At 42.8% G+C, this 23,996-nt stretch carries 19 protein-coding genes and 4 tRNA genes; 12 read left to right on the plus strand and 11 right to left on the minus strand.

All coding sequences use genetic code 11. From position 1 onward, the window contains the following. Window positions 1-312 precede the first annotated feature (312 nt). A complete protein-coding gene (locus R7P72_RS00005) occupies window positions 313-1,215 on the plus strand; it encodes a LysR family transcriptional regulator (protein WP_017633645.1) in 903 nt (300 codons plus the stop codon). 382 nt (window positions 1,216-1,597) lie between these two features. After that, window positions 1,598-3,304 carry a D-lactate dehydrogenase gene (dld, locus tag R7P72_RS00010; protein WP_005375984.1) on the plus strand — a complete coding sequence of 569 codons (1,707 nt, stop codon included), beginning with the start codon at window positions 1,598-1,600 and terminating at the stop codon, window positions 3,302-3,304. 140 nt (window positions 3,305-3,444) lie between these two features. On the opposite strand, the gene R7P72_RS00015 is transcribed toward dld, so the two are convergent. From R7P72_RS00015 to R7P72_RS00030, 4 genes are all read right to left on the minus strand, one after another. Continuing rightward, window positions 3,445-3,753, minus strand: coding sequence for an AzlD family protein (locus tag R7P72_RS00015; protein WP_005375985.1), 309 nt, complete (start codon window positions 3,751-3,753; stop codon window positions 3,445-3,447). After that, a complete protein-coding gene (locus tag R7P72_RS00020; RefSeq protein ID WP_005375986.1) occupies window positions 3,750-4,481 on the minus strand; it encodes an AzlC family ABC transporter permease in 732 nt (243 codons plus the stop codon). The genes R7P72_RS00015 and R7P72_RS00020 overlap by 4 nt, the downstream gene beginning before the upstream one ends. Before the next feature lie 311 nt (window positions 4,482-4,792). Next, window positions 4,793-6,022 (minus strand): alanine racemase, encoded by a 1,230-nt coding sequence (alr, locus tag R7P72_RS00025; RefSeq protein ID WP_005375987.1) that lies wholly within the window; start codon window positions 6,020-6,022, stop codon window positions 4,793-4,795. Between the two features lie 201 nt (window positions 6,023-6,223). Further along, the gene (locus R7P72_RS00030; RefSeq protein WP_005375988.1) at window positions 6,224-7,855 is read right to left on the minus strand and encodes a methyl-accepting chemotaxis protein; all 1,632 of its coding nucleotides are present in this window, start codon (window positions 7,853-7,855) and stop codon (window positions 6,224-6,226) included. Between the two features lie 549 nt (window positions 7,856-8,404). Here R7P72_RS00030 and R7P72_RS00035 point away from each other — a divergent pair. The 4 genes from R7P72_RS00035 to R7P72_RS00050 all read left to right on the plus strand — a co-directional run bounded on the left by R7P72_RS00035 (window position 8,405) and on the right by R7P72_RS00050 (window position 10,817). Further along, window positions 8,405-8,491 (plus strand) — tRNA-Leu (locus tag R7P72_RS00035). A gap of 36 nt (window positions 8,492-8,527) precedes the next feature. After that, a tRNA-Cys gene (locus R7P72_RS00040) sits at window positions 8,528-8,601 on the plus strand. A 307-nt stretch (window positions 8,602-8,908) separates the two neighbouring features. Next, window positions 8,909-10,432 carry an alpha-amylase gene (gene amyS / locus R7P72_RS00045; protein WP_005375989.1) on the plus strand — a complete coding sequence of 508 codons (1,524 nt, stop codon included), beginning with the start codon at window positions 8,909-8,911 and terminating at the stop codon, window positions 10,430-10,432. Between the two features lie 130 nt (window positions 10,433-10,562). Continuing rightward, entirely contained in the window at window positions 10,563-10,817 is a 255-nt protein-coding gene (locus R7P72_RS00050; protein WP_005375990.1) for a hypothetical protein, read from the plus strand. Window positions 10,818-10,891: 74 nt separating this feature from the next. Here R7P72_RS00050 and R7P72_RS00055 read toward each other — a convergent pair whose 3' ends face one another. Further along, a complete protein-coding gene (locus R7P72_RS00055; RefSeq protein ID WP_005375991.1) occupies window positions 10,892-11,680 on the minus strand; it encodes a lipase family protein in 789 nt (262 codons plus the stop codon). Window positions 11,681-11,749: 69 nt separating this feature from the next. Continuing rightward, a complete protein-coding gene (locus tag R7P72_RS00060; protein WP_054574471.1) occupies window positions 11,750-12,679 on the minus strand; it encodes a CHAD domain-containing protein in 930 nt (309 codons plus the stop codon). 301 nt (window positions 12,680-12,980) lie between these two features. Here R7P72_RS00060 and R7P72_RS00065 point away from each other — a divergent pair. Further along, a tRNA-Leu gene (locus R7P72_RS00065) sits at window positions 12,981-13,067 on the plus strand. Between the two features lie 36 nt (window positions 13,068-13,103). Then, window positions 13,104-13,177, plus strand: a tRNA-Cys gene (locus tag R7P72_RS00070). Between the two features lie 5 nt (window positions 13,178-13,182). Here R7P72_RS00070 and R7P72_RS00075 read toward each other — a convergent pair. The 5 genes from R7P72_RS00075 to rnk all read right to left on the minus strand — a co-directional run bounded on the left by R7P72_RS00075 (window position 13,183) and on the right by rnk (window position 18,556). Then, the gene (locus R7P72_RS00075) at window positions 13,183-14,175 is read right to left on the minus strand and encodes an LLM class flavin-dependent oxidoreductase (RefSeq protein WP_005376038.1); all 993 of its coding nucleotides are present in this window, start codon (window positions 14,173-14,175) and stop codon (window positions 13,183-13,185) included. Window positions 14,176-14,397: 222 nt separating this feature from the next. Further along, window positions 14,398-15,603, minus strand: coding sequence for a GGDEF domain-containing protein (locus R7P72_RS00080; protein ID WP_226977227.1), 1,206 nt, complete (start codon window positions 15,601-15,603; stop codon window positions 14,398-14,400). A gap of 133 nt (window positions 15,604-15,736) precedes the next feature. Beyond that, on the minus strand, window positions 15,737-16,723 hold the full coding sequence (locus R7P72_RS00085; protein WP_005376042.1) for an ABC transporter substrate-binding protein: 987 nt from the start codon (window positions 16,721-16,723) through the stop codon (window positions 15,737-15,739). Window positions 16,724-16,950: 227 nt separating this feature from the next. Further along, the gene (locus R7P72_RS00090) at window positions 16,951-17,910 is read right to left on the minus strand and encodes a GGDEF domain-containing protein (RefSeq protein ID WP_031778912.1); all 960 of its coding nucleotides are present in this window, start codon (window positions 17,908-17,910) and stop codon (window positions 16,951-16,953) included. A gap of 238 nt (window positions 17,911-18,148) precedes the next feature. Further along, window positions 18,149-18,556 (minus strand): nucleoside diphosphate kinase regulator, encoded by a 408-nt coding sequence (rnk, locus tag R7P72_RS00095; RefSeq protein WP_005376048.1) that lies wholly within the window; start codon window positions 18,554-18,556, stop codon window positions 18,149-18,151. Between the two features lie 526 nt (window positions 18,557-19,082). Here rnk and nirB point away from each other — a divergent pair. The 4 genes from nirB to cobA all read left to right on the plus strand — a co-directional run bounded on the left by nirB (window position 19,083) and on the right by cobA (window position 23,994). Next, a complete protein-coding gene (gene nirB, locus R7P72_RS00100) occupies window positions 19,083-21,647 on the plus strand; it encodes a nitrite reductase large subunit NirB (RefSeq protein ID WP_005376051.1) in 2,565 nt (854 codons plus the stop codon). 13 nt (window positions 21,648-21,660) lie between these two features. Beyond that, window positions 21,661-21,984, plus strand: coding sequence for a nitrite reductase small subunit NirD (gene nirD, locus R7P72_RS00105; RefSeq protein ID WP_005376053.1), 324 nt, complete (start codon window positions 21,661-21,663; stop codon window positions 21,982-21,984). A gap of 195 nt (window positions 21,985-22,179) precedes the next feature. Continuing rightward, on the plus strand, window positions 22,180-23,028 hold the full coding sequence (locus tag R7P72_RS00110; protein WP_005387971.1) for a formate/nitrite transporter family protein: 849 nt from the start codon (window positions 22,180-22,182) through the stop codon (window positions 23,026-23,028). A gap of 207 nt (window positions 23,029-23,235) precedes the next feature. After that, on the plus strand, window positions 23,236-23,994 hold the full coding sequence (gene cobA, locus R7P72_RS00115) for a uroporphyrinogen-III C-methyltransferase (protein ID WP_005376057.1): 759 nt from the start codon (window positions 23,236-23,238) through the stop codon (window positions 23,992-23,994). Window positions 23,995-23,996 lie beyond the last annotated feature (2 nt).

Here is a 23,996-nt window from a genome sequence, read left to right on the forward strand (position 1 = left end):
ACACTAGCTCAGTTGGTAGAGCGCAACCTTGCCAAGGTTGAGGTCACGAGTTCGAACCTCGTGTGTCGCTCCAAATTATTCAGATATGGCCATGGCGGTATCTCGATGCCAAGTGCATCAACTTAAAACCAGCGAAAGCTGGTTTTTTTGTATCTGAAGACTGATAAATTCACACCATCTCTTTTTCATTACCTGTGAGCTTAGCAACCCCATCTCTGTCACGAGTTTCTGATATTAAGTGTGACCCGATGTTTCGCACCTCAGCCAATTTCAGTTTACAATACGGGCTTCCAAAGGATTTGACGAAGACGCATGAGAAATACCGACGATTACATCATTTTTTATCACTTGATCGAGCAAGGTTCATTCAGTGCTGCCGCGAGACATATGTCACTGACCAAATCGGTCGTCAGTAAACGGATTGCCAAGCTTGAACAAGAGCTTGGTGTACAGCTTCTCTACCGAACAACGCGAACGCTAACGTTGACTGAAGCAGGACGAGCGTTTTTTACTCATGCAAAAGCGGTTTATCAAGCGGTGGCAACGGCGGAAGAATCCATTGTGGGTTTAGGTAAAAACTTATCTGGAAACATTAAAATTTCGGTGCCTACTATCTCTGGTGAATTAATTCTTCCTCAAGTGATTAATGAATTTAATCAGAAATACCCAGACATCAATATCGATATGGATCTAGATAATCGTTTCGTCGATATCGTGAATGAACGTTTTGATTTGGCAATTAGAACGGGTGTGTTGCCAGATTCTAGTCTGATTGCAAGAAAGCTGGTGGATGCAAATTGGATCATTTGCGCGTCACCCCAATACCTAGCTAAACATGGCATACCTAAACAACCTCAAGCCTTGGCTAAACACAATTGTTTAGTCTATTCCTACCAAGAAACCGGAGCGCATGAGTGGGCGTTTAAAGATGGAGACGAGGTATATCAAATCACCGTCGACGGTAACCTCTGTACTAACAATTCTTCTGTATTGAGAAATGTGGCGCTGTTAGGGCAGGGAATCATCTATGTGCCGCGTGTATTGGTTTATGAAGACTTAAAGCAAGGCAGTCTGATTCAGTTATTTAAAGACGAAACAGCCAAATGTTTGGGTATTTATGCGGTGTACCCTTACACTCGTCAGCAACCAGAAAAAATTAAGATCTTTATCGATCATCTATACACAAGCTTTCAAAGTCAAAACCATCGATTTTAAGCCAATAACTCAACACCGATCGTTATGTTGGTGTTGAGCTTATGTTTCCATCTTCATTTCTAAGAGTCCTCTTAAATTTAGGAGCTTACGCTTCTCCTCGTTTTCTTCACTAATATTGATAACAAGATACCCCGCACAACTGTTAACAAATGGTTTTGCTATTGTTTCTTTTAAGAAACGGTCTGTTTCTTACGTTAAATTTCTCAAATGTGAAAGATAAGTAACAGAAAAATAAAGAATTATTTTGTTTGTTGTTTATTGATTACGTATTGTTCGTCCGCCTGACATAGACGCAGAGAAATGGACTGCTTATAGTGGCTCAAACGCCATGCCTGCCGCTAAGCGGTGTTGTGAGCGAAGTACAATAACTAGAGATACGGATATGAAACAAAAGCAGCTGATTGAAGAATTTAAAACCATCGTGGGGGAAGAAAATGTTCTAACCGACGAGGTTAAAACGAAATATTACCGCTCGGGGTTTCGTTCGGGTAGTGGTAATGCGCTTGCTATCGTGTTTCCTAACACTCTTCTAGAACAATGGAAGATTATTAAACAGTGTGTTGAAGCAAACTGCATCATTATCATGCAGGCGGCTAAAACAGGTTTAACAGAGGGCTCAGCTCCGAGTGGTAATGATTATGATCGCGATGTGGTTGTGATCAATATTACCAAAATCAAGAAGATTCACTTATTAGATGGTGGTAAGCAGGCGGTTTGCTTGCCTGGTGCGAGCTTACACTCTTTGGAGAAAGAGTTGAAGGCAGTGAACCGAGCACCGCATTCTATCATCGGCTCTTCATCGCTAGGTGCCACTGTGGTCGGTGGTATCGCCAATAACTCAGGCGGTGCGCTAGTTAAGCGTGGTCCTGCTTATACGGAACTGGCGCTCTACGCGCAGGTCGATAAGCAAGGCCAGTTACATTTGGTGAACCACCTTGGTATTGAAGGGTTAGGTGAAACGCCAGAAGAAATTCTAACAAACCTGCAAGAAGGGAACTTTGACCCAGCGAAGATCATTCATGATGAGCGAATGGCATCAGACAAAGAATACGATGAACGTGTTCGAGACGTGACTTCTGACATTCCTTCTCGCTTTAATGCCGATGAACGCCGATTATTTGAAGCCAGTGGCTGCGCTGGTAAGTTGGGGGTTTTTGCCGTTCGGGTTGACAGCTACCCAGTACCCGAAAAAGAGCAGGTTTTTTACCTTGGCACCAATGACCCTGCGAAACTAACGAAGTTGCGAAAAGACTTCTTATCTACGTTTGATAACTTGCCTGAGATGGGAGAATACTTGCATCGAGATATCTTCAACATGGCAGAGAAGTACGGCAAGGATGTGTTCTTATCCATCGACTTGTTAGGCACAGATAAGCTGCCAAAAATGTTCGCACTTAAAGCTAAGGTAGAAAACTTCTTAGAGCGCATCCCGTTTGTCAGTAAATATCTGCCAGACACCATTTTGTACTACGCGAGCAAGTTGTTCCCACAACATTTACCAGAGCGAATGCTGGATTTCCGTGACAAGTATGAGCATCACCTGGTATTGAAAATGAGTGATGGTGGTATTGCTGAAGCACAAAAATACCTCAAAGAAGTTTGGGCTGTTGAAGACGACTGTGATTTCTTCGAGTGTACGCCGGAAGAAGGTAAAAAAGCTTATTTACATCGCTTTGCAGCCGCTGGTGCAGCAATTCGGTACGAGACGATTCATCGAAAAGACGTAGAAGACATCGTTGCACTTGATATCGCATTGCGACGCAATGATGAAGAGTGGCTAGAAACTTTGCCTGAAGAGGTGAGTAAGAACCTTGTTCAAGCGCTCTATTATGGTCACTTTATGTGTTACGTCTTCCATCAAGATTACATTTTCAAAAAAGGGACTGACACGAAGTTGATGAAAAAGCTGATGCTAGAGCACCTCAATAGCCGTGGTGCCAAATACCCAGCAGAACATAATGTGGGTCACTTGTATGAAGCCGAAAACTCGTTGCAGAAGTTTTACCACGAATTAGACCCAACCAATACCTTTAACCCTGGTATTGGTAAAATGGACAAATATAAGCGCAATTGTAACTGCTGTGCGTAATGTGCTGTCTCACTATGATTAATAATCGTTGTTCATCGTTCAAATGATGAGCATAAGATAAGCCCTGATGACACTTGTGACATCAGGGCTTTGTGTTTTGGGTCTTTTATTGATGACTGGTATCGGCGTTGAAACAGCGACTAAAGAGCACGTACCGCGGCGGCGGCGATGATGCCTGCTGCAATTGCTGGTAGAGGCTTTTTCACGATGAACATGACAACAGCAGTAGAAAACAGTGCTGCTCTAGCACCATTATCACCCTCTACTGCTAGCGGAGCTAAAAGGGCAACCAGTACGGAGCCTGACATCGCAGTAATGAAACGTTGAACCCGTTCGCTAATTGGAATGAATGACATAACATACACTCCGCCCCAGCGGGTTATGAGCGTGACTAACGCCATAGCGATGATGATAAGCAGTGTGCCACCTATGGTTGTTTCGATGTTCATGCTTTCTTCTCCTTCCAACAAGCACCCAATACTCCGCCAGTAATGGCGCCAACCACTACGTGGCTATTCTCTGGCAAATACCAATACGCCAACATAGAAGAGGCTGCTGCTATGGCCCAAATCGCAAAGATTCTTAAGTCTTTCGGCCCGGCCACCACCATAGACAGCAGGAAGCATCCCATAACCATATCGAGCCCGAGGCCCACCGGATCTTTGATTGCGCTACCAAAATAAATGCCGATCCAGGTGCCCACAATCCAAAAAGACCACATCGCTAAGCCGCCACCAACAAGCAAGCCAAAGCCTGGTTCTTTTCTACCAAATGCATTGAGTGCCATTGCCCAGTTAGCGTCTGATGCTACCAGCATTACACCGTAACGTTTTGTTGGTGGGAGTTGTCGTAACCATGGATAAAGTGTGGCTCCCATCAAGAGGTGACGAGCATTAATCGCAAATACAGTAATAAGTACTGGAATGAAAGGGACTTCCGCTCCCCACATTTCTAACGTGGCAAATTGTGAAGCACCGGCGAAGACCAGTGTGCTCATCAACATAGTGGGAAATACATCTAGTCCAGTCTGTACCGCAGCAACACCGAAAGCGAGGCCAAATATGACCACGAACATAGAGAGGGGTAAAAGTTGGGTGAAGCCGTTCCAGACGTCAAGCCGATTAAATTCGTGCAACTCAGTGGAGGAGCGTTGAAGATGTTGAGTATTTTCTGTCATAGAGATACCTAGCTAGCAGGCAAAGGGGCAGTGCCATACGAGTGTGTTTGTTATTCTTTTGTAAACTTCATGTTTAACATCAATTGGAGGGGCTTTCAAACTCTAAGTGCTATATAAAATTGAGCCATCCAAGCGGCTTTAAGAAACAGAGTGTAGAGAGTCGCGCTTGGTAGTGCTAAAGGAGAATAAAACAACAGAAATAGTAAGCTCTGTTTAATTGATAACATCACGAGCTAGTACAGATTAGTAAATAAGAAAGAAAGCGAGCACGAGGCTCGCTTTTTCGCTCTGTTACGAATAACTGAATAGGTTTATTTTACGTAGACACGAGGGTTCGCGCTTCCCCAAACCGTGTATAGTTCAGGGAAGATGACTTCTGCGTGTTTTTCCATCTCAGCAGCTGAAATCGTTTTGCCTTGTTGGGAGCCAAACAAAACAACTTCAGAACCAGGCTCAACATCTTTGATACCTGTAACATCTACCATTGTGGTGTTCATTGAAGCAACGCCCGCAACTTTTGCACGTTGGCCATTGATCAGAACTTCTGCCGTATTCCCCATTTTTCGTGGATAACCATCAGAGTAACCAACAGGAATGTTCGCCATTAAGCTTTCTTTGCTTGTTGTGTAGCTGCTGTCGTAACCGACTGTGCTATTTTTTGGCAGGTGGTGAACGGATGCCACGCGTGTTTTGAAAGACACGATAGAAGGGTACTCAGGGTTAGTTGGTAAGTCTCCGTATAAAACGCCACCAGGACGAACCATATCAAGCTGCGCCTCAGGAACATTAAGCGCGGTGTAAGAGTTTGCTACGTGCAGTAAAATGTTGTCGCGTTTTAGATTCGCTTCTTTAATCAGCCATGCAGAACTGTCTTTGAATGAAGCTAACTTTTGGCGCACGTCGTCTGCATTGTAGTTAGGGAAATGAGTCATGATACCAACAATATTAACGCCAGCTTGTTGAGCGATTTCTAGCGCTTCTTTCTTGCCCGCTTCTGTCGTCATATCAACACCATTACGTCCCATACCACCGTCGTTCAGAGCAAGGTGAACTTTGATTTCTTTACCAGCTTTCTCGGCTAGTTTAGACAGTGCTTTAGCTTGCTCTGCTGTGCCTATCAACTCTTCGACATTTAGGTCGATTACGGCTTCAATCTCGCCAATATCCGCTGAGCGTACACGCATAAGTTGGCCTTTAAAGCCACTGTCGCGAACAGTTTGTGCTTCGGCGTTACTTGCAACGGCAACGCAAGGAATTTGTTGCTCGATAATAGTCGGCATCAGGCCTGCGATACCATTGCCGTATGCGTCGGCTTTCATCACGGCGCAGATTTTCGTTTTGCCATCCATGTGCGATTTAAACTGCTCAATATTATCGCGGAACTGACCTAAGTTTATTTCTAGCCAAGCGTTAGCACCTTGAACTTGCTCTGCTTTTGCTGCTGTATTGCTAATTTGAAGAGGAGCGGCAGTGGCTTGCATTACAGGAACCGCGACTGCAGCAGCGATAGTCAGTGATAGTAAGGTTTTATTTAAGCGCATAAAGTCTCCGTACGCGTTTTTTGTATTGGTTATGTTATTGAGTACTTGGGGAAAGTACCTGACGAAGTAAAACGCTCCAAGTGGTGCTTTGGAGCGTTTATTAAGATAGTGATTTAATATATACCTAAATATACCTAAGTGATGACATTCAATTTAAGCAAATCGGGATTGATTTGATATCTACTAAGGTATCCACTGAGTTTAACTCAGTTTAAAGCGGCTCATTACATCTTTAAGAGAAATGGATAGCTGGCTTAGTTCGCGGCACGCCTGTGCGGTTTGCTCCGAACCTTGCGAGACCTCTTGAGATGCCAAATGTATGTTTTCAATGCTGCGGTTAAGCTCTTCCGCAACAGAGTCTTGCTGGTTACAAGCCGTGGCGATTTGGGTACCCATGTCTGAGATGTCCGAAATCGAATGCTCAATGTCGCTCATCAGCTGTTTTGATTGAATGCCTTGTTCTGCACATTCTGAAATACTGGTTCTAGAAAGTTCAGTGGCTGATTTTGCGTCTTTTGCAAGTGATTGTAGCTGCTCAATGATCGAAGTGATTTCACTCGTTGAATCTTGCGTACGGCCGGCAAGAGTTCGAACTTCGTCTGCAACGACGGCAAAGCCACGACCAGACTCACCAGCACGCGCCGCTTCAATGGCTGCATTAAGTGCAAGTAGGTTGGTTTGATCGGCGATGTCGCGGATAACATCCACGATCACGTTAATTTTATTCGATTGCTGTTCAAGCTCAGCTACGGTATCGCCTGCAGCGCCAATTACGTTTGAAACTTCTTGAATCGCGTCAACCATACCTTGGGTTTCACGAACACCGTGTTGTGTGCGGCGGTTTGCTTCGTTAGCTTGGTTCGCTGAGTCTTCAGTGTTACGAGCAACATCGGCTACGGCCGCTTTCATTTCTGTCATTGCTGTTGCGATGTGCGTAATTTGCAGCTGTTGATCTTTCATACCAGACGCAGAAATATCGGAGATTTGGTTCATCTCTTCGACAGCGCTGCTTAACTGAGTAACTGCAGCAATCACGTTATCGATAACTTGGCGTAAGTCATCTTGCATCTTAGTGGTCGCGTCTGCCAGTTCACCAAGCTCATCATTGCCGATTGCTTTACGGTCAATGTCACTTGATAGATCACCTGTTGCGATGGCATTTGCTTGCTCAACAACAAGTTTAAGTGGGCCACAAATTAGGCGAGTCAGCACGTATGTCATGCCTACCATGATCAGTAGAATAATCACGTTACTTGCAATTGAAGAATTACTCAATCCATTTACAGAGGACAGGATATGAGTTTTGTTGCTGTCCATAGCTTCTTTAAGGAGACGGATTAGTTCGCCTAACTCTGAGTCAACCGCTTCGAAAGCAGACAAAGAGTTCGCCAAAATAGGGTGGGCCTTGCTTTTGTCGTTAGCTAGCATCGCTTCATTGTACTGGTCCATAGTAACCAAGTACTTTTTCCACTGACGCATAAGACGCTGGTAAGTTTGCTGCTCTTCGCCAGGCCAGATAGTTTCACCGTAAGCGTTGAGCTCTCTAGTGATCTTTTCGCGTTCTCTAATATTGTTAGAAATTTTAGTTTTGACTTGATCTGCGTCTTCATAAGTGTACGCAGCAAATTGAGCTCGGCGCCAGCGAGACAAGTGATCTCGAATCGAATCGACCCTTTCCATTGCAGGAAGCGTATCGTCGGTATAGTTTAAAAGCTCAGATTTGATGCTTTTGAGCTCTGTAGATAAAAATACGCCAAATGCAATGTTGACGATGGCAATGAGTAAAAACGATAGCGATATCTTTTTCGCTATAGAAAGATTCTTGATAGACATTAGTGATATACCTTGTTTTTCTTATGTTGTGTCGCCAAAGTAAACCACATCCTTATATGTGATATATGTCCATTAAATTACTGCAACTCGTGTAACGTACCATTATTTATTGATATTTTCGATAATGAATTGAGCTTTGTTTGAAAATAAAAAAAGTCAATGATTTTATAAAGGTACGACCACATTCGATATAAAGTTATCGGTAACAAAATATGATGTTCTGTACGCAGTCGTGCCAAGAGTAGGGAATCAAATTGTTACAGATGTTACAGCGGTGAAAAGATCAGCGTTCATAGCTGATAGTCGCGTGTTTACCTCGAAGCAGTTTCGGGCACTAGTATGCGTATGACTTTATAGCTAATGAAAGGGAACGGGTGCTTATTGGTCTAATTGAATGCCAAATATACTAGGCAGATCGCTTTTTAAGCACTTAAATCAAAAAGATAAAATTTATTGTTGACCAGATAAATTAATCCGTTAAAGTACGCCTCGTTCTCACGGCAAAGGTCGCTGAGACAGATGGTGTCTAACCCATCGCATGATTGCGTTGCCCTGGTGGTGGAATTGGTAGACACAAGGGATTTAAAATCCCTCGGCGTTCGCGCTGTGCCGGTTCAAGTCCGGCCCGGGGCACCATCAAAATCTTTGGTGACAGAGATAAAAAATCAGAAAGGCGCCTTGGCAGAGTGGCTATGCAGCGGATTGCAAATCCGTGGACCTCGGTTCGACTCCGGGAGGCGCCTCCACTATTTCGAAAGCCAGTCTTAAATGACTGGCGTTTTTCGTTTTTAGTCCACCTTTTCGTAACCCTTCGCGCTTTCCTAAAGTCTCCCATGTTTTGATCACCATTCAATATTTTTAACGTGCTAATCATTGATTTTATAAATGTTAGACAACTCAATAATTGTATAGTGTGATTGGTGATAGTTTCTCTTCGATTGTAATCCGAACTTTTTGTATTACAGGCAGCAACCTAGCTAGCGTCATAGTTAGTATCGCTTGGTGCGTATATGCAGAAAGGAGGATTCTAGTCCTTAACGTGAGAGAAAAATAATGAAAACATTCAACCTTAAACCTACACTTTTACCCTTAACTTTGCTGCTCAGTTCGCCTGTAATGGCGGCACAAAATGGCACCATGATGCAGTATTTCCATTGGTATGTGCCAAATGACGGTGCACTCTGGACACAAGTTGAAAACAACGCTTCGGCACTATCTGACAACGGCTTTACTGCGTTATGGTTACCGCCCGCCTATAAAGGTGCTGGTGGTAGCAACGACGTCGGTTATGGCGTTTATGATATGTATGATTTGGGAGAGTTTGATCAAAAAGGTTCGGTGCGCACCAAGTATGGCACCAAAGATCAGTACCTAAGCGCCATCAATACTGCCCATAAAAACAATATCCAGATTTATGGCGATGTGGTGTTCAACCATCGCGGCGGTGCGGATGGTAAATCCTGGGTCGACACCAAGCGAGTCGATTGGAACAACCGAAATATTGAACTTGGTGATAAATGGATTGAAGCGTGGGTAGAGTTTGATTTCCCTGGGCGCAACGATAAGTACTCAAACTTTCATTGGACGTGGTACCACTTTGATGGCGTGGACTGGGACGATGCTGGCGAAGAAAAAGCTATCTTCAAATTCAAAGGTGAGGGTAAGGCATGGGATTGGGAAGTGAGCTCGGAAAAAGGCAACTACGATTACCTTATGTACGCTGATCTAGACATGGATCACCCTGAAGTTAAGAAAGAACTTAAAGACTGGGGTGAGTGGTATATCAACATGACTGGTGTTGATGGGTTTAGAATGGACGCGGTGAAGCACATCAAATATCAATACCTGCAAGAATGGATTGATCACCTACGTTGGAAAACAGGGAAAGAACTATTCACGGTCGGAGAGTACTGGAACTACGATGTGAATCAGCTGCATAACTTTATCACCAAAACCTCTGGCAGCATGTCTTTGTTTGATGCACCGTTACATATGAACTTTTATAATGCGTCTAAATCGGGTGGTAGCTACGATATGCGTCAAATCATGGATGGTACGCTGATGAAGGACAATCCAGTCAAAGCGGTTACCTTAGTAGAAAACCATGACACTCAGCCTTTGCAGGCGTTGGAATCAACCGTTGATTGGTGGTTCAAGCCGCTCGCTTACGCATTTATCTTATTGCGTGAAGAAGGTTATCCATCCGTGTTTTATGCAGATTACTACGGCGCGCAGTACAGTGATAAATGGCATGACATCAATATGGTCAAAGTGCCTTACATTAAAGAGCTAGTAACACTGCGTAAAGATTATGCCTATGGCAAACAACATTCTTATCTCGACCACTGGGACGTAATTGGTTGGACTCGAGAAGGTGATGCAAAGCATCCACATTCAATGGCCGTGATCATGAGTGATGGACCTGGCGGCTCGAAGTGGATGTATACGGGTAAACCAAGTGCTCGCTACGTAGACAAGTTGGGTATCCGAACTGAAGACATTTGGACTGATGCGAATGGTTGGGCTGAGTTCCCAGTAAACGGCGGATCTGTCTCGGTTTGGGTTGGCGTTGAATAATCCATTCCTGTGATTTTGATACAGAGTAGGCAATTCTTGATAAAACTCTTCAATGAATCAATGTGTTATTTGATATTCATTCGACAAATGAGTAACTTATAGTTGAGCATAATCTAGAGGAAGATAAAGAATGGAATCTATTGCTGATGTATTGGTTGTGGCTATTGTGTTCGGTGCCATATTTGGGGGCGGGATAATAAAGTTAATCTTGAACCATCGTAAAGAAGTAAGAGCGTTGGAGATATCTGAACGTAATACGATGAGCCGAGAAGAACAAGATAACCTTAACAAGCAAATTGGTGACTTGAAGCGACGTGTTGAAGTGTTAGAGCGAATTGTCACAGATAACAAATATCAACTTGAAAAAGAAATCGCCTCTCTGTAGATCACCACTTAATCGTAAAGCCGGCGAAGTCCGGCTTTTTGGTGTCTGTACGTCATACCTTTCGGATGTTTAACTCAGCGTTCATCAAAAAAGTCTTTGTCGCGAATGTATTTACTCATAAAGTGATAAGAGAACGGTCGCATTAACCAACTAAATAAGGAGCGCCCAAGCCGTATGAGCGTTGGGGTGTTCTCGTATATTCTCCCGTTATATAACCATAGCATTTTGCCTACATGCCAATACAAAAAAGGTACGGGCGGCATAAAGGTCACGATGTCGATGTCGCAACAAATCCTGTATGTTTTGTGCCCCAAACGGTAGCGTTTCTTAAACGTCCAATCTCCGACAGCGGGCTGTCCGAAAGTGACCACGCGTTTAATGCTTTTGGGGTATTTTTTCTCAATATAGTCAGCAAAAACACTGCCAATCGCGCCACCTGAAGAGTGGCCAGTAATAGTGATTCTTTTTCCCCTGAGAATAAGTGGTACAACGATACCTTCGAGGCGTTCGATCACGGTCAACCCTAACCGATCTTCATTCCGGCTCGGTAAACTTTCTTGGAACAACAGATGATAGAAACCCGCGTGAATGCGATAGTTTAGTCCCAACCTTCGACAGCTTCTCGTCCACATCGCGAAGTTCAACAACCAATCACTGATACTGTGTGAGCCTTTAATCACTACGACCACTTCACTCTGTTTTTTACTCCAGAGCACGCGAATCATAATCTTACCGTGTTCATTTCTAATGACTCGTTGCCCATTAGGATCGAATCCATATTGAGTTTGTCTGAAGACGCGAGGGTAGGCGAGATTACAAAGCACCGCATAGCGCTCGTATTGGTATCGTTTTAATGGTTTCACGTTATCTTTCTTAGTGGAGCCCAACGATTGACTGTAATTAATGAATATTAAGAATACGTGAACCTTGATTTAGGGTCGGTAGAGATTTTGTGTATTGGAATCGCGAATGAAAGACTCAAACTGGCTTAAATGCGTCAAGATGGTTTGGCGAGAGAGTTCATGATGTTCGCTAAGCACGTTAATTAGCTTTTTCAAAGCCTTACGATCTTGTTTATTGAGATTTGCTGTTTCTTTGAGTTGTGCGAAAAATTCAATTTGACTTGAAGTGTCGTTAAAGTCACCGAGCTTGTCTTGCAATAGTTTTAGTTGTTTCACGTTGTTTTTGTGCTGTTGGGAAGGATAGAGCGTGGAAAATCCTTCTAACAAATAACGAAGCGCTTTGCACTTTATCCGCATCGAATGAATCACGCTGTCACGACTTTTGTCCGAGATTTTGCGTCGTGCTTTATCAACTTTTTTAAATTGATCGGAGATTTTTTGGCTTGCGAAGAGTAACGCAGGTACGTTGCTATCCACTCGTTCGTGTTGCGTACTTCGCAGCAGACTATTCCTGACCAAAGTGCAGTGCGTTGTGTATTCTTCTGTAGCTAGCCAACGCGTAACTTTTGCCTGTTCGTAAGCACGTTCGGCTTCGATAAAGCCAAAAAGCTGCTCAAGAGACGATTTGTGGTTTGGGATCATTTCAATGTATTGGTTTTTGCCCAAGATAAATACGTCCAAATCACGCAGCTTATTTGTTTTCTTCATCATTATTTTTAAATGAGGTTTCAAAATACGCTGTTCAAAAGGAGGGATCAGTTCGCGAAGTAGTAAGCATAGTGAGCGTATGCGCCTCAGTGTGACGCGATATTGATGTGTATATTCAGGATCTAAGTCTTGGATGACTCCCAGCTCCAGAGAGCGTCCATAATCAAATTCACTAAGGAAGAAGTAGGGCACTACGAAGTCGAGTTCGGAGTCGGCATGTAAGGGTAAGTGAAATGATGATTTTCGAAACATGATGAGCGCTATTTTGTTCTCTGAAATACACGTTAAGTTTATACCCATACTGTTAACTTGCGCGATTTGTTGGCTCTTCATTGATATAAAATGAGAAGGTTAAAAGGCACGAAAGCAAAGCGCATTGATGATCAAATAAGCAAAATGATCACCCTTTGTTCGTTGGAGTCGTCTTTTTAACCATTTGAATAAAAAAGACTAATTTTTTGTTGACCAGATAAATTAATCCGTTAAAGTACGCCTCGTTCTCACGGCAAAGGTCGCGAGATAGATGGTGTCTAACCCATCGCATGATTGCGTTGCCCTGGTGGTGGAATTGGTAGACACAAGGGATTTAAAATCCCTCGGCGTTCGCGCTGTGCCGGTTCAAGTCCGGCCCGGGGCACCATCAAAATCTTTGGTGACAGAGATAAAAAATCAGAAAGGCGCCTTGGCAGAGTGGCTATGCAGCGGATTGCAAATCCGTGGACCTCGGTTCGACTCCGGGAGGCGCCTCCATTCTTTTACTTGTCCATGAGTTCCGATAGTAACCTGTAGGATCTCAACTTCTCAGATTGTTCAAACACCATCGTGTTTACCATAATTTCATCTGCCCCAGTGCGTTCCAAAAGTTTCTCAATTTTCTGTCTTACATATGTTTGATCACCATGGATAGATTCACGTAATTGAGTTTCAACGTGAAGCTTTTCCTGTGCTGACCATAGTGGTGCCATACTTTTCACTGGTGCGCGAAGTTTTTCGCGATTGCCGCGAATCATTTTTAAGAATTTTTGCTTCTCTGTTGTCGCGAGAAAATCTGCATGTGACTGAGTATCCGCTACGATAACGTTGGCACAAATCATCACATAGGGTTGAGCTAAATGCTCGGATGGGACAAACTCATCTCGATAAAAGTTTAGAGCACGAGACATTGCATCTGGAGCAAAGTGTGCAGCGAATGCGAAAGGTAAGCCTCTCTTAGCTGCTAAACGTGCACTGTATGTACTCGACCCCAGAAGCCAAATCGGCAGAGATGTGTTGTTACCTGGATAAGCCGCGACTGGTTGATTTCGAGATACGGGACCAAGAAAGAAATTAAGTTCCTCCAACAGCTCTTCAAAGTCAGGATCCATATGCTCTGGTTCCCGCCTTAATGCATGCATTGTTTGGTAGTCGGTGCCTGGTGCGCGTCCTAATCCGAGGTCAATACGACCAGGGTATAATGCCTCTAACGTTCCGAATTGCTCTGCAATTACTAGTGGGGCATGGTTAGGTAACATGATTCCACCTGAACCTAAACGGATCGAGTTCGTGTGCGCTCCAATATGACTGAGTAATACACTGGTTGCGGCACTGGCGATATCGGGCATGTTATGGTGTTCAGCCATCCAAAACCGATGATAGCCCCAGGACTCGATTGATTGAGCTAATTCAACGGAGCGTTCGAACGTTTCGGTGAAGTTTGTTCCGTCGGACACGGGTGCCAAATCCAGAACAGATAAACGAGGAAAAGACATTGGATAGTTATAGCCTGTTAATGAATCTTAACTATCATATGGTGGTGAAAGTTGACGTTTAAAAGGGGAGGATTAACCATTCACAATGGATTATTTTTCTTCAATGCCTGGAGGGCGTTTAGCTTTTGCTATGTGATAAAAGCGGCTTTATTACTGTAAGTGGCCACAGTGGTCGATGTCGTTGAATATTCGCACGTAGAACGTTTCCACAGCTACTTTAGATTAAAACATAGGCCTCTTTAACAGCGAACTGCTGTTGTCGACAATAGTGAACGAGCTAGCTTTAGAACGTTTTGACTGATACATAGACTTGTCTGCGGCTGTTAATAATTCATGTACATTCGACCCATGCTCAGGATAGAGTGCAATACCAATGCTAGCTCCGACGCATAACTCTTTACCTTTAAAATGAATTACTTTTTCTATTTCTTGGATATAACGTAGTGCACATGCAGACAGAGACGTACCTGTTGTGTGTGAACGATGAATAATAATAAATTCATCTCCACCAAAGCGGCCTACCATGTCTGATTCGTCGATAATACTTGATAATCTACTAGCTACAGATTTTAACACTGCATCACCTGCCTCATGGCCATGGCTATCGTTAATATCCTTAAATAAATTTAAATCTATAAAAAACAAACTAAAACTATTCTCACTGCCTCTGAAATTACGCGTAAGCTGGATCAAATGTTTTTCTATTGCTCGACGATTGTAGATATTAGTTAAGGAGTCGTGCTCAGACAAAAATACCAAACTTTCTTTTTGACGATTTAGAACTGAAGTTTGATTCTCTACTTCTTCTTTAAGTTTTGATTTTGATATTGTTGTGTGGTTTAACAATGCCGCCATTTTATTGAAGTAACAAGACAGATTTTCAAATTCCGTGAATTGATTTTCTGAAGGGATTTTATAGTCAAAATTTGACCTGCTTAATTGTTTTATTCCATTTATAAACCTTTGAAAGCTTCTCTTGAACTTTATTTTTATATAAAAGCACAATAGCATAACAACCAGAGAGATAAAAATAATACCTGCTTGAGTGTAATAATTTAAATTTTGTAGTTTTGTAGACTTATTATTAAGTATTTTTTTATAAATATATATTATTTCATTATTCATATCCTGGGATACAATGTTTATTCTGGATTGTATGACAGGATTTGATTTATTATAATTTACGACTGAATCATAATGGCGATCTTTGTCTAGTAAATGATTATTTTCGTATTGAACTAAAAAATACAGCTCGAGATTCATTTTTTTTAGGTCTTTAGTAAGGTATAAAACATCTTCATTTTGAGATAATAATTCGTTTAATTTGTTATGAGAAATCATGAATTGTGTGAAATTGTTTTTTCCCCTATTTTGAGTGTAAGCCCAAAGATAACTACTTAATGACTCTAATGATATTTGTATGTCCATTATTTGGTTTAATTGTTTCTTGGCTTTATAATCTTCTATTTTTATGAAGCTTATGTATACTATAACGCTGATACATAGTATTACGCTTAGACTGAATAGTGATGCTAAATAGTGGTTTAACGAACGATGCATTTTAATCTAGACCATCAAAATATGAATTGATATAGTTTTCTTTAAATATTTTTCTGTAATTTGGAATCTGTCCTTCTACATAGTTTTGTTTTAATGCCCAATTAGCTTCTGATTGTAATGTAAATAATAAAGAATTCGTTAAATTTAATCGAAAGTTATAATCATCCCAACTCCAAGATATTTCTTCAACTGTTGTGTTAAGTTTTTGTGATAGTATTTTCATTGTTAAATGAGGGTTTTTATCCATCCAGTTAATTGAGTGATGAAGTGACTTTATTATTTTCATTACTTCTTGATCTGATTTTTCAATGTGTATTTCTTTTGATACAAGCAAAAAGTAAAGTTTATACACGCCAATAATTCCTATGTTCTTTACTTCTTCATTTATTCTATTCTTGGCCATAAATCCGTATGGCTCCCAAGTAGATATTGCATCGACGTTTCCTTGCATTAAATGATTTATAATAACCTGCGTTGTTGATGATATTTTTTCTACTTTTTCTAAATCAATGTCATTTACCTGTAGCAACAAGTCTAAGTAATATTCGCTAGCGCTCTTTTTTATTACACCAACCTTTTTTCCTGGTAATTTATCTATACTTTCTATGCCAGACCGCTTTTTAGTTAGCAGCTTAATATCATTCGTAGAAGATGCAAAAGAAGTGATTAATGCTAAATCTTTGTATTCAAAGCTTTTAAACATCAGTACGCTTTCAGAAAAAGTGGCGTAATTAACATGGTTTTCTAGAAGTAGGTTTGAACATTCGACCCCTCCAAAGCACATGATAAGTTCGACGTTTAAATCGTTTTCTTCAAACGCACCTATGTGCTCTGCAATGATAAAAGGGGCTGACAGAGGCGTCTTAGATATACCGATTGTTGTAGGTTTGTGGATAGCATTTGATACCGTTGTTAACTTTAAATAAGCAACTACTAATGCAGAAAGAACTAAAATTATGATAACTGTAGAAATCTGTTTTGTATCCATCAAAAACAACTCCCTTCATAATAGTAGTAATTAATCTATCAGTTAAATGAGTGTAGTTGCTTATTGGGTTGATGCTAGGAGAGGAGGGGATTTATTTGTATCGTGCCAAATTTATGAGTACCTAGGGGTAATTTCGGTAACTGGCTTAGATATAAAGAATTTATCTTGAGTTAGTTCAAGTTGTAGCAAATGACTGATTTCATAACATGATGATTTATGGAGAGATATCAACTTTTTAAGTTGAAAAATTGTACTCCATTTTTGCCATTTTTCTTTATCTCATACATTGCGTGATCGGCTTTTTGATACACTTCATTAAACGGTTGCTTTCCTTTGTTAAAGAGACAAACACCGATACTCATTCCTATCGTTACTTTATGTAAGTCTTGATTCATCGCTGGAATGATTGAATCTAAGAGTTGATTGCAAAGTTGGGATATTTCCTCTCGACTTGAATGCCAGTTTAAGATAACAAATTCATCGCCTCCTATGCGTCCAACTTGAGACTTGCTTGACGCAAGCTCTGTTAAGCTATTGGCGATATTGATGAGGAGGGTGTCGCCAGTATGATGGCCTAGCTGGTCGTTAACTGCTTTAAAATTATCTATATCAACAAACACTAAAGCAGACTGCTGAGACGGTTCGGTTTGAGGTTGATGATTAAAGTTTTCCTCAATTGCTTTTCTATTTAACAATCCAGTCAATGGATCACTCGAAGCCAACTTGGCCAGTTGCTGCTCATAACGCTTTTCTTTTGAAATATCGATATGAGTACCCATCATCCGTAGTGGTTCGCCATCAGAACCATACTCGACGATGCGCCCTCGATCGTAGACCCAGCTATCACTGCCGTCTTTATGAATCATGCGATGCACTACCTCATAAAGGTCGGTCTTGCCTGCTAGGTGATCTTCAAATGCACCCACCGCAAGATCGTAATCTTCAGGGTGGAGATTGTTTTTCCACGTTTCAACCGTCGCGGTTAACTCATGGGGCTGATAACCTAGCATTTTGCCCCACTGCATATTGAATATCGTCAAAGTACCTGAAGGAATATGCTGCTCCCACAAACACAGTCCATTACTGTCGAGTGCAGCATTCAACTTTTCTTGTAGTCGCGCATTCTTCCGCTTCAGCTCTTCATTTTCTTTTTCTAAGCAGGCAATTCGAGTTAGATATTCTTCCATTTTGCGCATAATTTACGTCGTTTTCGGAGCGACAATATACGAAAAATACTTTGCAATTTCTATGATTGAGCTTGGAGATATAAGTATTGAATATGCGGTAAATAATAAAGAATCGGTGATGTTACTTAAGAGCTGCAAAGTAAATGCTTGGAAAACAAAGAAGGAAATAGGGGGTAAGCGAGGGGCTCTCCTGGTGCAAAGTCTTAAATGGAGGCCTTTGCACCGGGACTACTGAGGGTTAGCGGTTTAGTGCACCACAACGCTCAGGCTGGTAGGTGATATCGACAATTTCAATTGTCTTCACTTGATTATTTGGCATTGGCCATTCAAGTTTTTGGCCGACAGACAAACCGATCAGTGCACTGCCTACGGGCGCGAAAATAGAGATATCATCACTGCTTTTCAGTTCAGAAGGGTAAACCAGTGTCTTTGTCATGGTTCTATCTTCACCTGAAAATTTAAACTCTACAGTCGAGTTCATCGTGACCACGTTATCTGGCATTTGTTCTGGCTCAAGAACTGTTGCTCGGTCGAGCTCTGCTTCTAATTCCACAAGCTCCGCTGCGATGTTTGGCATTTTATCCAACAAGGCCGTGATTCGGTTCATATCTAAGCTTGAGATGTAGATAGAATTGTTTTCTGACATTTTATGACTCCCAAATAAAAGGCCGCCTCACAAAAATGGGACGGCACTCTATATGTCAATTACGGTATCAATCATATGGACGCTATTCCATATGAACTAAACCTGATTTTAGTCTTTATAGTGCGACTTAGCTAGTAAAAAATTTTTGTTGTGAAGCTTGATTTTTCTAAATCTTTCAATCACTTCAGATATTGTTCTCTGATCACCTTGAAACGGTGAAGTCAAGTGAGTGCGTCGTTTAGAAGCAAAGCAGGATTTATCGTAGGTGTGCTCGGTTTCGATGGTCAGCCTTACTTCATAAAGCAAAACGGTATAGTCCGTTGCTAGCATGGCTTCGGTTATCTCAGTTTGTTAAAACTACCAATATCCGTTAATAAATTACTTTTTATTTCGCAATAGTCAGATAAATACGTTCATCTACCCCTTTAGGGTAGTTTGAAATTGTAATTGATTTACATCATGTATTAATTTTCTTTCACAATTAACAATGAGCTCAGTGATAAGAACCTAACCCTTAGGAATTATAATGAGCAAGTTGAAGCTAGTAGTCATCGGTAACGGTATGGTAGGGCACCGTTATATTGAAGACTTAGTCGAGAAAGCTGATATGTCTAATATAGACATTACGGTTTTCTGTGAAGAACCTCGTGTCGCATACGACCGTGTGCACCTTTCCTCTTACTTTTCTCACCATACTGCAGATGAACTTTCTTTAGTAAAAGAAGGCTTCTACGAGAAACACGGTATTAACATGCTGATCGGCGAACGCGCGATTAACATCAACCGTGAAAACCGCATTGTTTACTCAAGCACTGGCCGTGAAGTTCAATACGACAAGCTGATTCTTGCTACTGGCTCATTCCCATTTGTTCCACCTATCAAAGGTCACGAAAGCAAAGACTGTTTTGTTTACCGTACTATTGAAGATCTTAAAGCGATCGAAGCGTGTGCGAAGAAGAGCAAATCAGGCGTTGTTGTCGGTGGTGGTCTGCTAGGCCTTGAAGCAGCAGGCGCACTGAAAGCACTGGGTGTAGAAACGCACGTTGTTGAGTTCGCGCCAAAACTAATGGCTGAACAACTTGACCTTGCTGGTGGTAACCAACTTCGTCAAAAGATCGAGCGTATGGGCGTGAACGTTCACACCAGCAAAAATACGCTTGAGATTGCGCCAGAAGGCACAAATGCACGCAATGTTATGCGTTTTGCTGACGGTTCAGAGCTAGAAACAGACTTCATCGTATTCTCTGCAGGTATTCGTCCACAAGACAAACTAGCACGCCAAATGGAGCTGGAAGTGGCACCTCGTGGCGGTGTTGCTATCAACGACCATTGTCAGACTTCTGATGAGAACATCTACGCTATCGGTGAGTGTGCGTCTTGGAACGAAATGTTCTACGGCCTTGTTGCTCCTGGCTACAAGATGGCGACAGTTGCCGTTGATCACCTACTAGGTAACACAGAAAGCAAATTCGAAGGCGCTGATATGTCTGCGAAGCTGAAACTTCTAGGTGTAAAAGTAGGTTCAATTGGTGACGCGAACGGTCGTACTGAAGGCTGTAAGAGCTACGTTTATCAAAACGAAGAGCAAGAAGTTTACAAACGTCTTATCGTTTCTAAAGACAACAAGAAACTGCTTGGCGCGGTTATGGTTGGCGATACGTCTGACTACGGCGACCTGCTTCAACTTATGCTGAACGAAATCGACCTACCAGAACACCCAGATGCGTTGATCCTTCCTGCACACGCAGGCGCTGAGAAACCAGCACTAGGTGCAGATGCTCTACCAGAAAGCGCAGTGATCTGTTCTTGTTTCGACGTAACCAAAGGCAAGATCGCACAAGCGGTTGCTGATGGTCACCACACATTGGGCGACATCAAAGCAGTGACTGGCGCAGGTACAGGCTGTGGTGGTTGTATTCCTCTAGTGACGTCTGTTCTAAATGCTGAGCTTGCTAAATCTGGTATCGAAGTGAAGAACGACGTGTGTGAGCACTTTGCATACTCACGCCAAGAGCTGTTCCACCTAATCCGTATTGAAGAGATCAAAACGTTTGATGAGCTTCTAGAGAAATACGGTAAAGGTTACGGCTGTGAAGTTTGTAAACCACTGGCTGGTTCTATCTTGGCTTCTTGCTGGGGTGAGCACATTCTTAAGCCACAACTGGTTAAGCTGCACGACACGAACGATAACTTCCTAGGTAACATCCAAAAAGACGGTACTTACTCTGTTATCCCACGTATGGCGGGTGGTGAAGTAACACCTCAAGCACTGGGTGCACTAGCGAACGTTGCTGCAGAGTACAACCTATACACCAAAGTCACCGGCGCTCAACGTATTGGTCTGTTTGGTGCTCAAAAAGACGATCTTCCAGAGATTTGGCGCAAGCTTATCGACGCTGGTTTCGAAACAGGTCAAGCGTACGCAAAAGCCCTTCGTATGGCGAAGACATGTGTGGGCTCAACTTGGTGTCGTTACGGCGTTCAAGATTCTGTTGGTCTGGGTTCTTACATCGAGAACCGTTACAAAGGCATTCGTACCCCTCATAAGATGAAGTTCGGTGTTTCTGGTTGTACTCGTGAGTGTGCGGAAGCACAAGGTAAAGACCTTGGCATTATCGCGACTGATGCAGGTTGGAACATGTACGTATGTGGTAACGGTGGTATGAAGCCTCGTCACGCAGACCTACTTGCAAGTGACCTAGATAAAGAAACACTAATCAAGTACATCGACCGCTTCATGATGTTCTACATCCGTACTGCTGCGCCACTACAACGCACATCAGTTTGGATGGAAAACATGGAAGGTGGCGTTGACTACCTACGCGAAGTGATTGTTAACGACAAGCTTGGTATCAACGCTCAACTAGAGGCAGACGTAGCGAAGCTTGTAGACGAGTACGAGTGTGAGTGGACTGCGACCATCAACGACGAATCACAACTGACTCGTTTCGCGCACTTCATCAACTCTGACAAGCGCGATGACAACGTTGTGTTTGTACAAGAGCGTGAACAGCACCGCCCAGCAACCTTCACGGAAAAACATCCTGAAGCGAAAGGCGACATCCTACACGTAGCGATCACTGAAGCATAAGGGAAGGTTGATTATGTCATTTGAAAAGATTTGCCAAATCAGCGACATCGTACCGGGCACGGGTGTTTGTGCACTGGTTGATGGTCAGCAAGTTGCGGTATTCCGCCCAACACAAGCAGAAGAAGTGCTGGCGATCAGCAACACAGACCCGTTCTTCCAATCAAACGTGCTTTCTCGCGGTTTGATCTGTGAGCACCAAGGCGAGCTTTGGGTGGCTAGCCCACTTAAGAAGCAACGCTTTAACCTGACAACAGGTGCGTGCATGGAAGACGAGCGTTTTAGCGTGAAAGCGTACAAAATCCGCGTAACCAACGGCGAAGTAGAAATCTCTGCGTAAGCTTGGTTTTCATTCCCTCCTCTTAGGGGGAGGGAATGAACTGAAACCTAGATTTAATAGACAAAGGCTTTCCAAGCATCAACTCAGGGGAACAGGGAAGCGAGGTGTTGTAGATAGCGTTCAGGTGTCAACGGGAAGCCTTTCTCTATTCAATCTTTAACTTTTTAACTTTCAATTTTGGATAAGGACACATTCATGTCTACTGATTTTAAGCCTGCAGAATTCGTGCAAACCATGATCAATGTTGGTGAAGCGAAAACTAATACAAGCACGCGAGACCTTCTGCTTCGCGGTACGATGGCTGGCGTTATTCTTTCGCTTGCGGTGGTGGTTGCTATTACCGCGATTGTACAAACGGGTATCGGTCTTGTAGGAGCACTTGTTTTCCCCGTTGGTTTCGTGATTCTAAGTGTGATGGGGTATGACCTAGTAACCGGTGTTTTTGGTCTAGCGCCTCTGGCTAAGTTTGCAAACCGTCCTGGTATCACTTGGGGTCGTATCTTCCGTTGTTGGGGTCTTGTGGGCTTGGGTAACCTTATCGGTTCTCTAATCGTTGCTTACCTAGTGGCTATCTCACTAACAGGTAACTTCTCTCTAGAACTGAACGCAGTAGCGAAGAAATTTGTGGCTGTTTCTACCGCGCGTAGCCTTGGTTTTGAAAACATGGGTATGGACGGATGGATCACGTGTTTCGTACGTGGCATCTTCTGTAACCTAATGGTATGTCTAGGCGTTATCGGTAACATGACTGCACGTTCAGTGTCTGGTCGCGTAGCAATGATGTGGTTCCCAATCTTCATCTTCTTCGCACTAGTATTCGAGCACACAGTAGTAAACATGTTCCTATTCCCACTAGGTATGATTCTAGGTGCGGATTTTGGTATCGCGACTTGGTTGAACTTCAACCTTATCCCAACCATCCTAGGTAACATTGTTGGTGGTCTAGTAATGACTTGTATTCCACTGTACCTAACTCACGCTAAAACTGCGCCTTCTATCAATGCTGAAGAAGAAGTAAAAGCACAACCTGCAATGGCTAAATAACCATTAACGGGTAATTCGCTTAATATGGTCCCGCTTCTGGATGGGCGGGACTGTTCTCTAACTTGGATTTCAATTTTTAACTTTCACTTTCGCGACATATTTTATTGGTTTAGCTATAAAAAGTAATAACTCCTTAGAGTGGTTTTAGCCCTAAGTGCATAACGCGAGTGTTACTCTTTATATCTAAATTTTTCGATAGGCGTTGATATGACTACTGCTCACTCATCTTTAAACAGCGGCTTAGTTTCTCTTGTTGGTGCAGGTCCAGGTGATCCTGATTTGCTCACAGTAAAAGGCTTAAAAGCCATTCAAGCGGCTGAAGTTGTGGTGTACGACCGATTGGTGTCGAAAGATATTCTTGAATTGGCTCATGCATCAGCAGAGATGATTTACGTTGGCAAAAAATTGGACTTTCACTGCGTGCCTCAAGATCAAATCAATCAAATCTTGGTGCAGAAAGCGCAAGAAGGTAAGCGTGTTGTACGTCTGAAGGGCGGTGACTCATTTATATTTGGCCGTGGTGGTGAAGAGCTAGAAGAGCTAGCCGAATTTGGCATCAAATACGAAGTGGTTCCGGGTATTACGGCGGCGGCGGGCGCGACGGCTTATGCTGGTATTCCATTAACACACCGCGACCATGCACAAAGCGTTCAATTTATCACTGGTCATGTACAAAAAGATGGTCGTGAGATTGAATGGCATTCACTAGCGCAATCCAACAACACACTTGTGTTCTATATGGGTTTGAAGCAAAGCGGCCATATTATGGATAAGCTGGTCACTCACGGGTTAGATCCTGAGATATCATGCGCCATTATTGAAAACGGTACGCGCCCAGAGCAGCGCGTGTTCCAAGGAAAGTTGAACGAGCTATCGATCATGGCAGAGCAAGCCGTGAGCCCTGCATTGATTGTGGTTGGCAGCGTGACTCAACTTCACAACAAGTTGGATTGGTTCGCAAAGTAATA

The organism is Vibrio sp. Vb0888, assembly GCF_033338835.1.
Lineage (GTDB): Bacteria > Pseudomonadota > Gammaproteobacteria > Enterobacterales > Vibrionaceae > Vibrio > Vibrio alginolyticus.

What these genes read in the sequence shown, in the direction of transcription:
- R7P72_RS00005 (WP_017633645.1), top strand. Translation starts at nt 313, where the DNA reads ATGAGAAATACCGACGATTACATCATTTTTTATCACTTGATCGAGCAA.
- dld (WP_005375984.1), top strand. Translation starts at nt 1,598, where the DNA reads ATGAAACAAAAGCAGCTGATTGAAGAATTTAAAACCATCGTGGGGGAA.
- R7P72_RS00015 (WP_005375985.1), bottom strand. Translation starts at nt 3,753, where the DNA reads ATGAACATCGAAACAACCATAGGTGGCACACTGCTTATCATCATCGCT.
- R7P72_RS00020 (WP_005375986.1), bottom strand. Translation starts at nt 4,481, where the DNA reads ATGACAGAAAATACTCAACATCTTCAACGCTCCTCCACTGAGTTGCAC.
- alr (WP_005375987.1), bottom strand. Translation starts at nt 6,022, where the DNA reads ATGCGCTTAAATAAAACCTTACTATCACTGACTATCGCTGCTGCAGTC.
- R7P72_RS00030 (WP_005375988.1), bottom strand. Translation starts at nt 7,855, where the DNA reads ATGTCTATCAAGAATCTTTCTATAGCGAAAAAGATATCGCTATCGTTT.
- amyS (WP_005375989.1), top strand. Translation starts at nt 8,909, where the DNA reads ATGAAAACATTCAACCTTAAACCTACACTTTTACCCTTAACTTTGCTG.
- R7P72_RS00050 (WP_005375990.1), top strand. Translation starts at nt 10,563, where the DNA reads ATGGAATCTATTGCTGATGTATTGGTTGTGGCTATTGTGTTCGGTGCC.
- R7P72_RS00060 (WP_054574471.1), bottom strand. Translation starts at nt 12,679, where the DNA reads ATGTTTCGAAAATCATCATTTCACTTACCCTTACATGCCGACTCCGAA.
- R7P72_RS00075 (WP_005376038.1), bottom strand. Translation starts at nt 14,175, where the DNA reads ATGTCTTTTCCTCGTTTATCTGTTCTGGATTTGGCACCCGTGTCCGAC.
- R7P72_RS00080 (WP_226977227.1), bottom strand. Translation starts at nt 15,603, where the DNA reads ATGGACATACAAATATCATTAGAGTCATTAAGTAGTTATCTTTGGGCT.
- R7P72_RS00085 (WP_005376042.1), bottom strand. Translation starts at nt 16,723, where the DNA reads ATGGATACAAAACAGATTTCTACAGTTATCATAATTTTAGTTCTTTCT.
- R7P72_RS00090 (WP_031778912.1), bottom strand. Translation starts at nt 17,910, where the DNA reads ATGGAAGAATATCTAACTCGAATTGCCTGCTTAGAAAAAGAAAATGAA.
- rnk (WP_005376048.1), bottom strand. Translation starts at nt 18,556, where the DNA reads ATGTCAGAAAACAATTCTATCTACATCTCAAGCTTAGATATGAACCGA.
- nirB (WP_005376051.1), top strand. Translation starts at nt 19,083, where the DNA reads ATGAGCAAGTTGAAGCTAGTAGTCATCGGTAACGGTATGGTAGGGCAC.
- nirD (WP_005376053.1), top strand. Translation starts at nt 21,661, where the DNA reads ATGTCATTTGAAAAGATTTGCCAAATCAGCGACATCGTACCGGGCACG.
- R7P72_RS00110 (WP_005387971.1), top strand. Translation starts at nt 22,180, where the DNA reads ATGTCTACTGATTTTAAGCCTGCAGAATTCGTGCAAACCATGATCAAT.
- cobA (WP_005376057.1), top strand. Translation starts at nt 23,236, where the DNA reads ATGACTACTGCTCACTCATCTTTAAACAGCGGCTTAGTTTCTCTTGTT.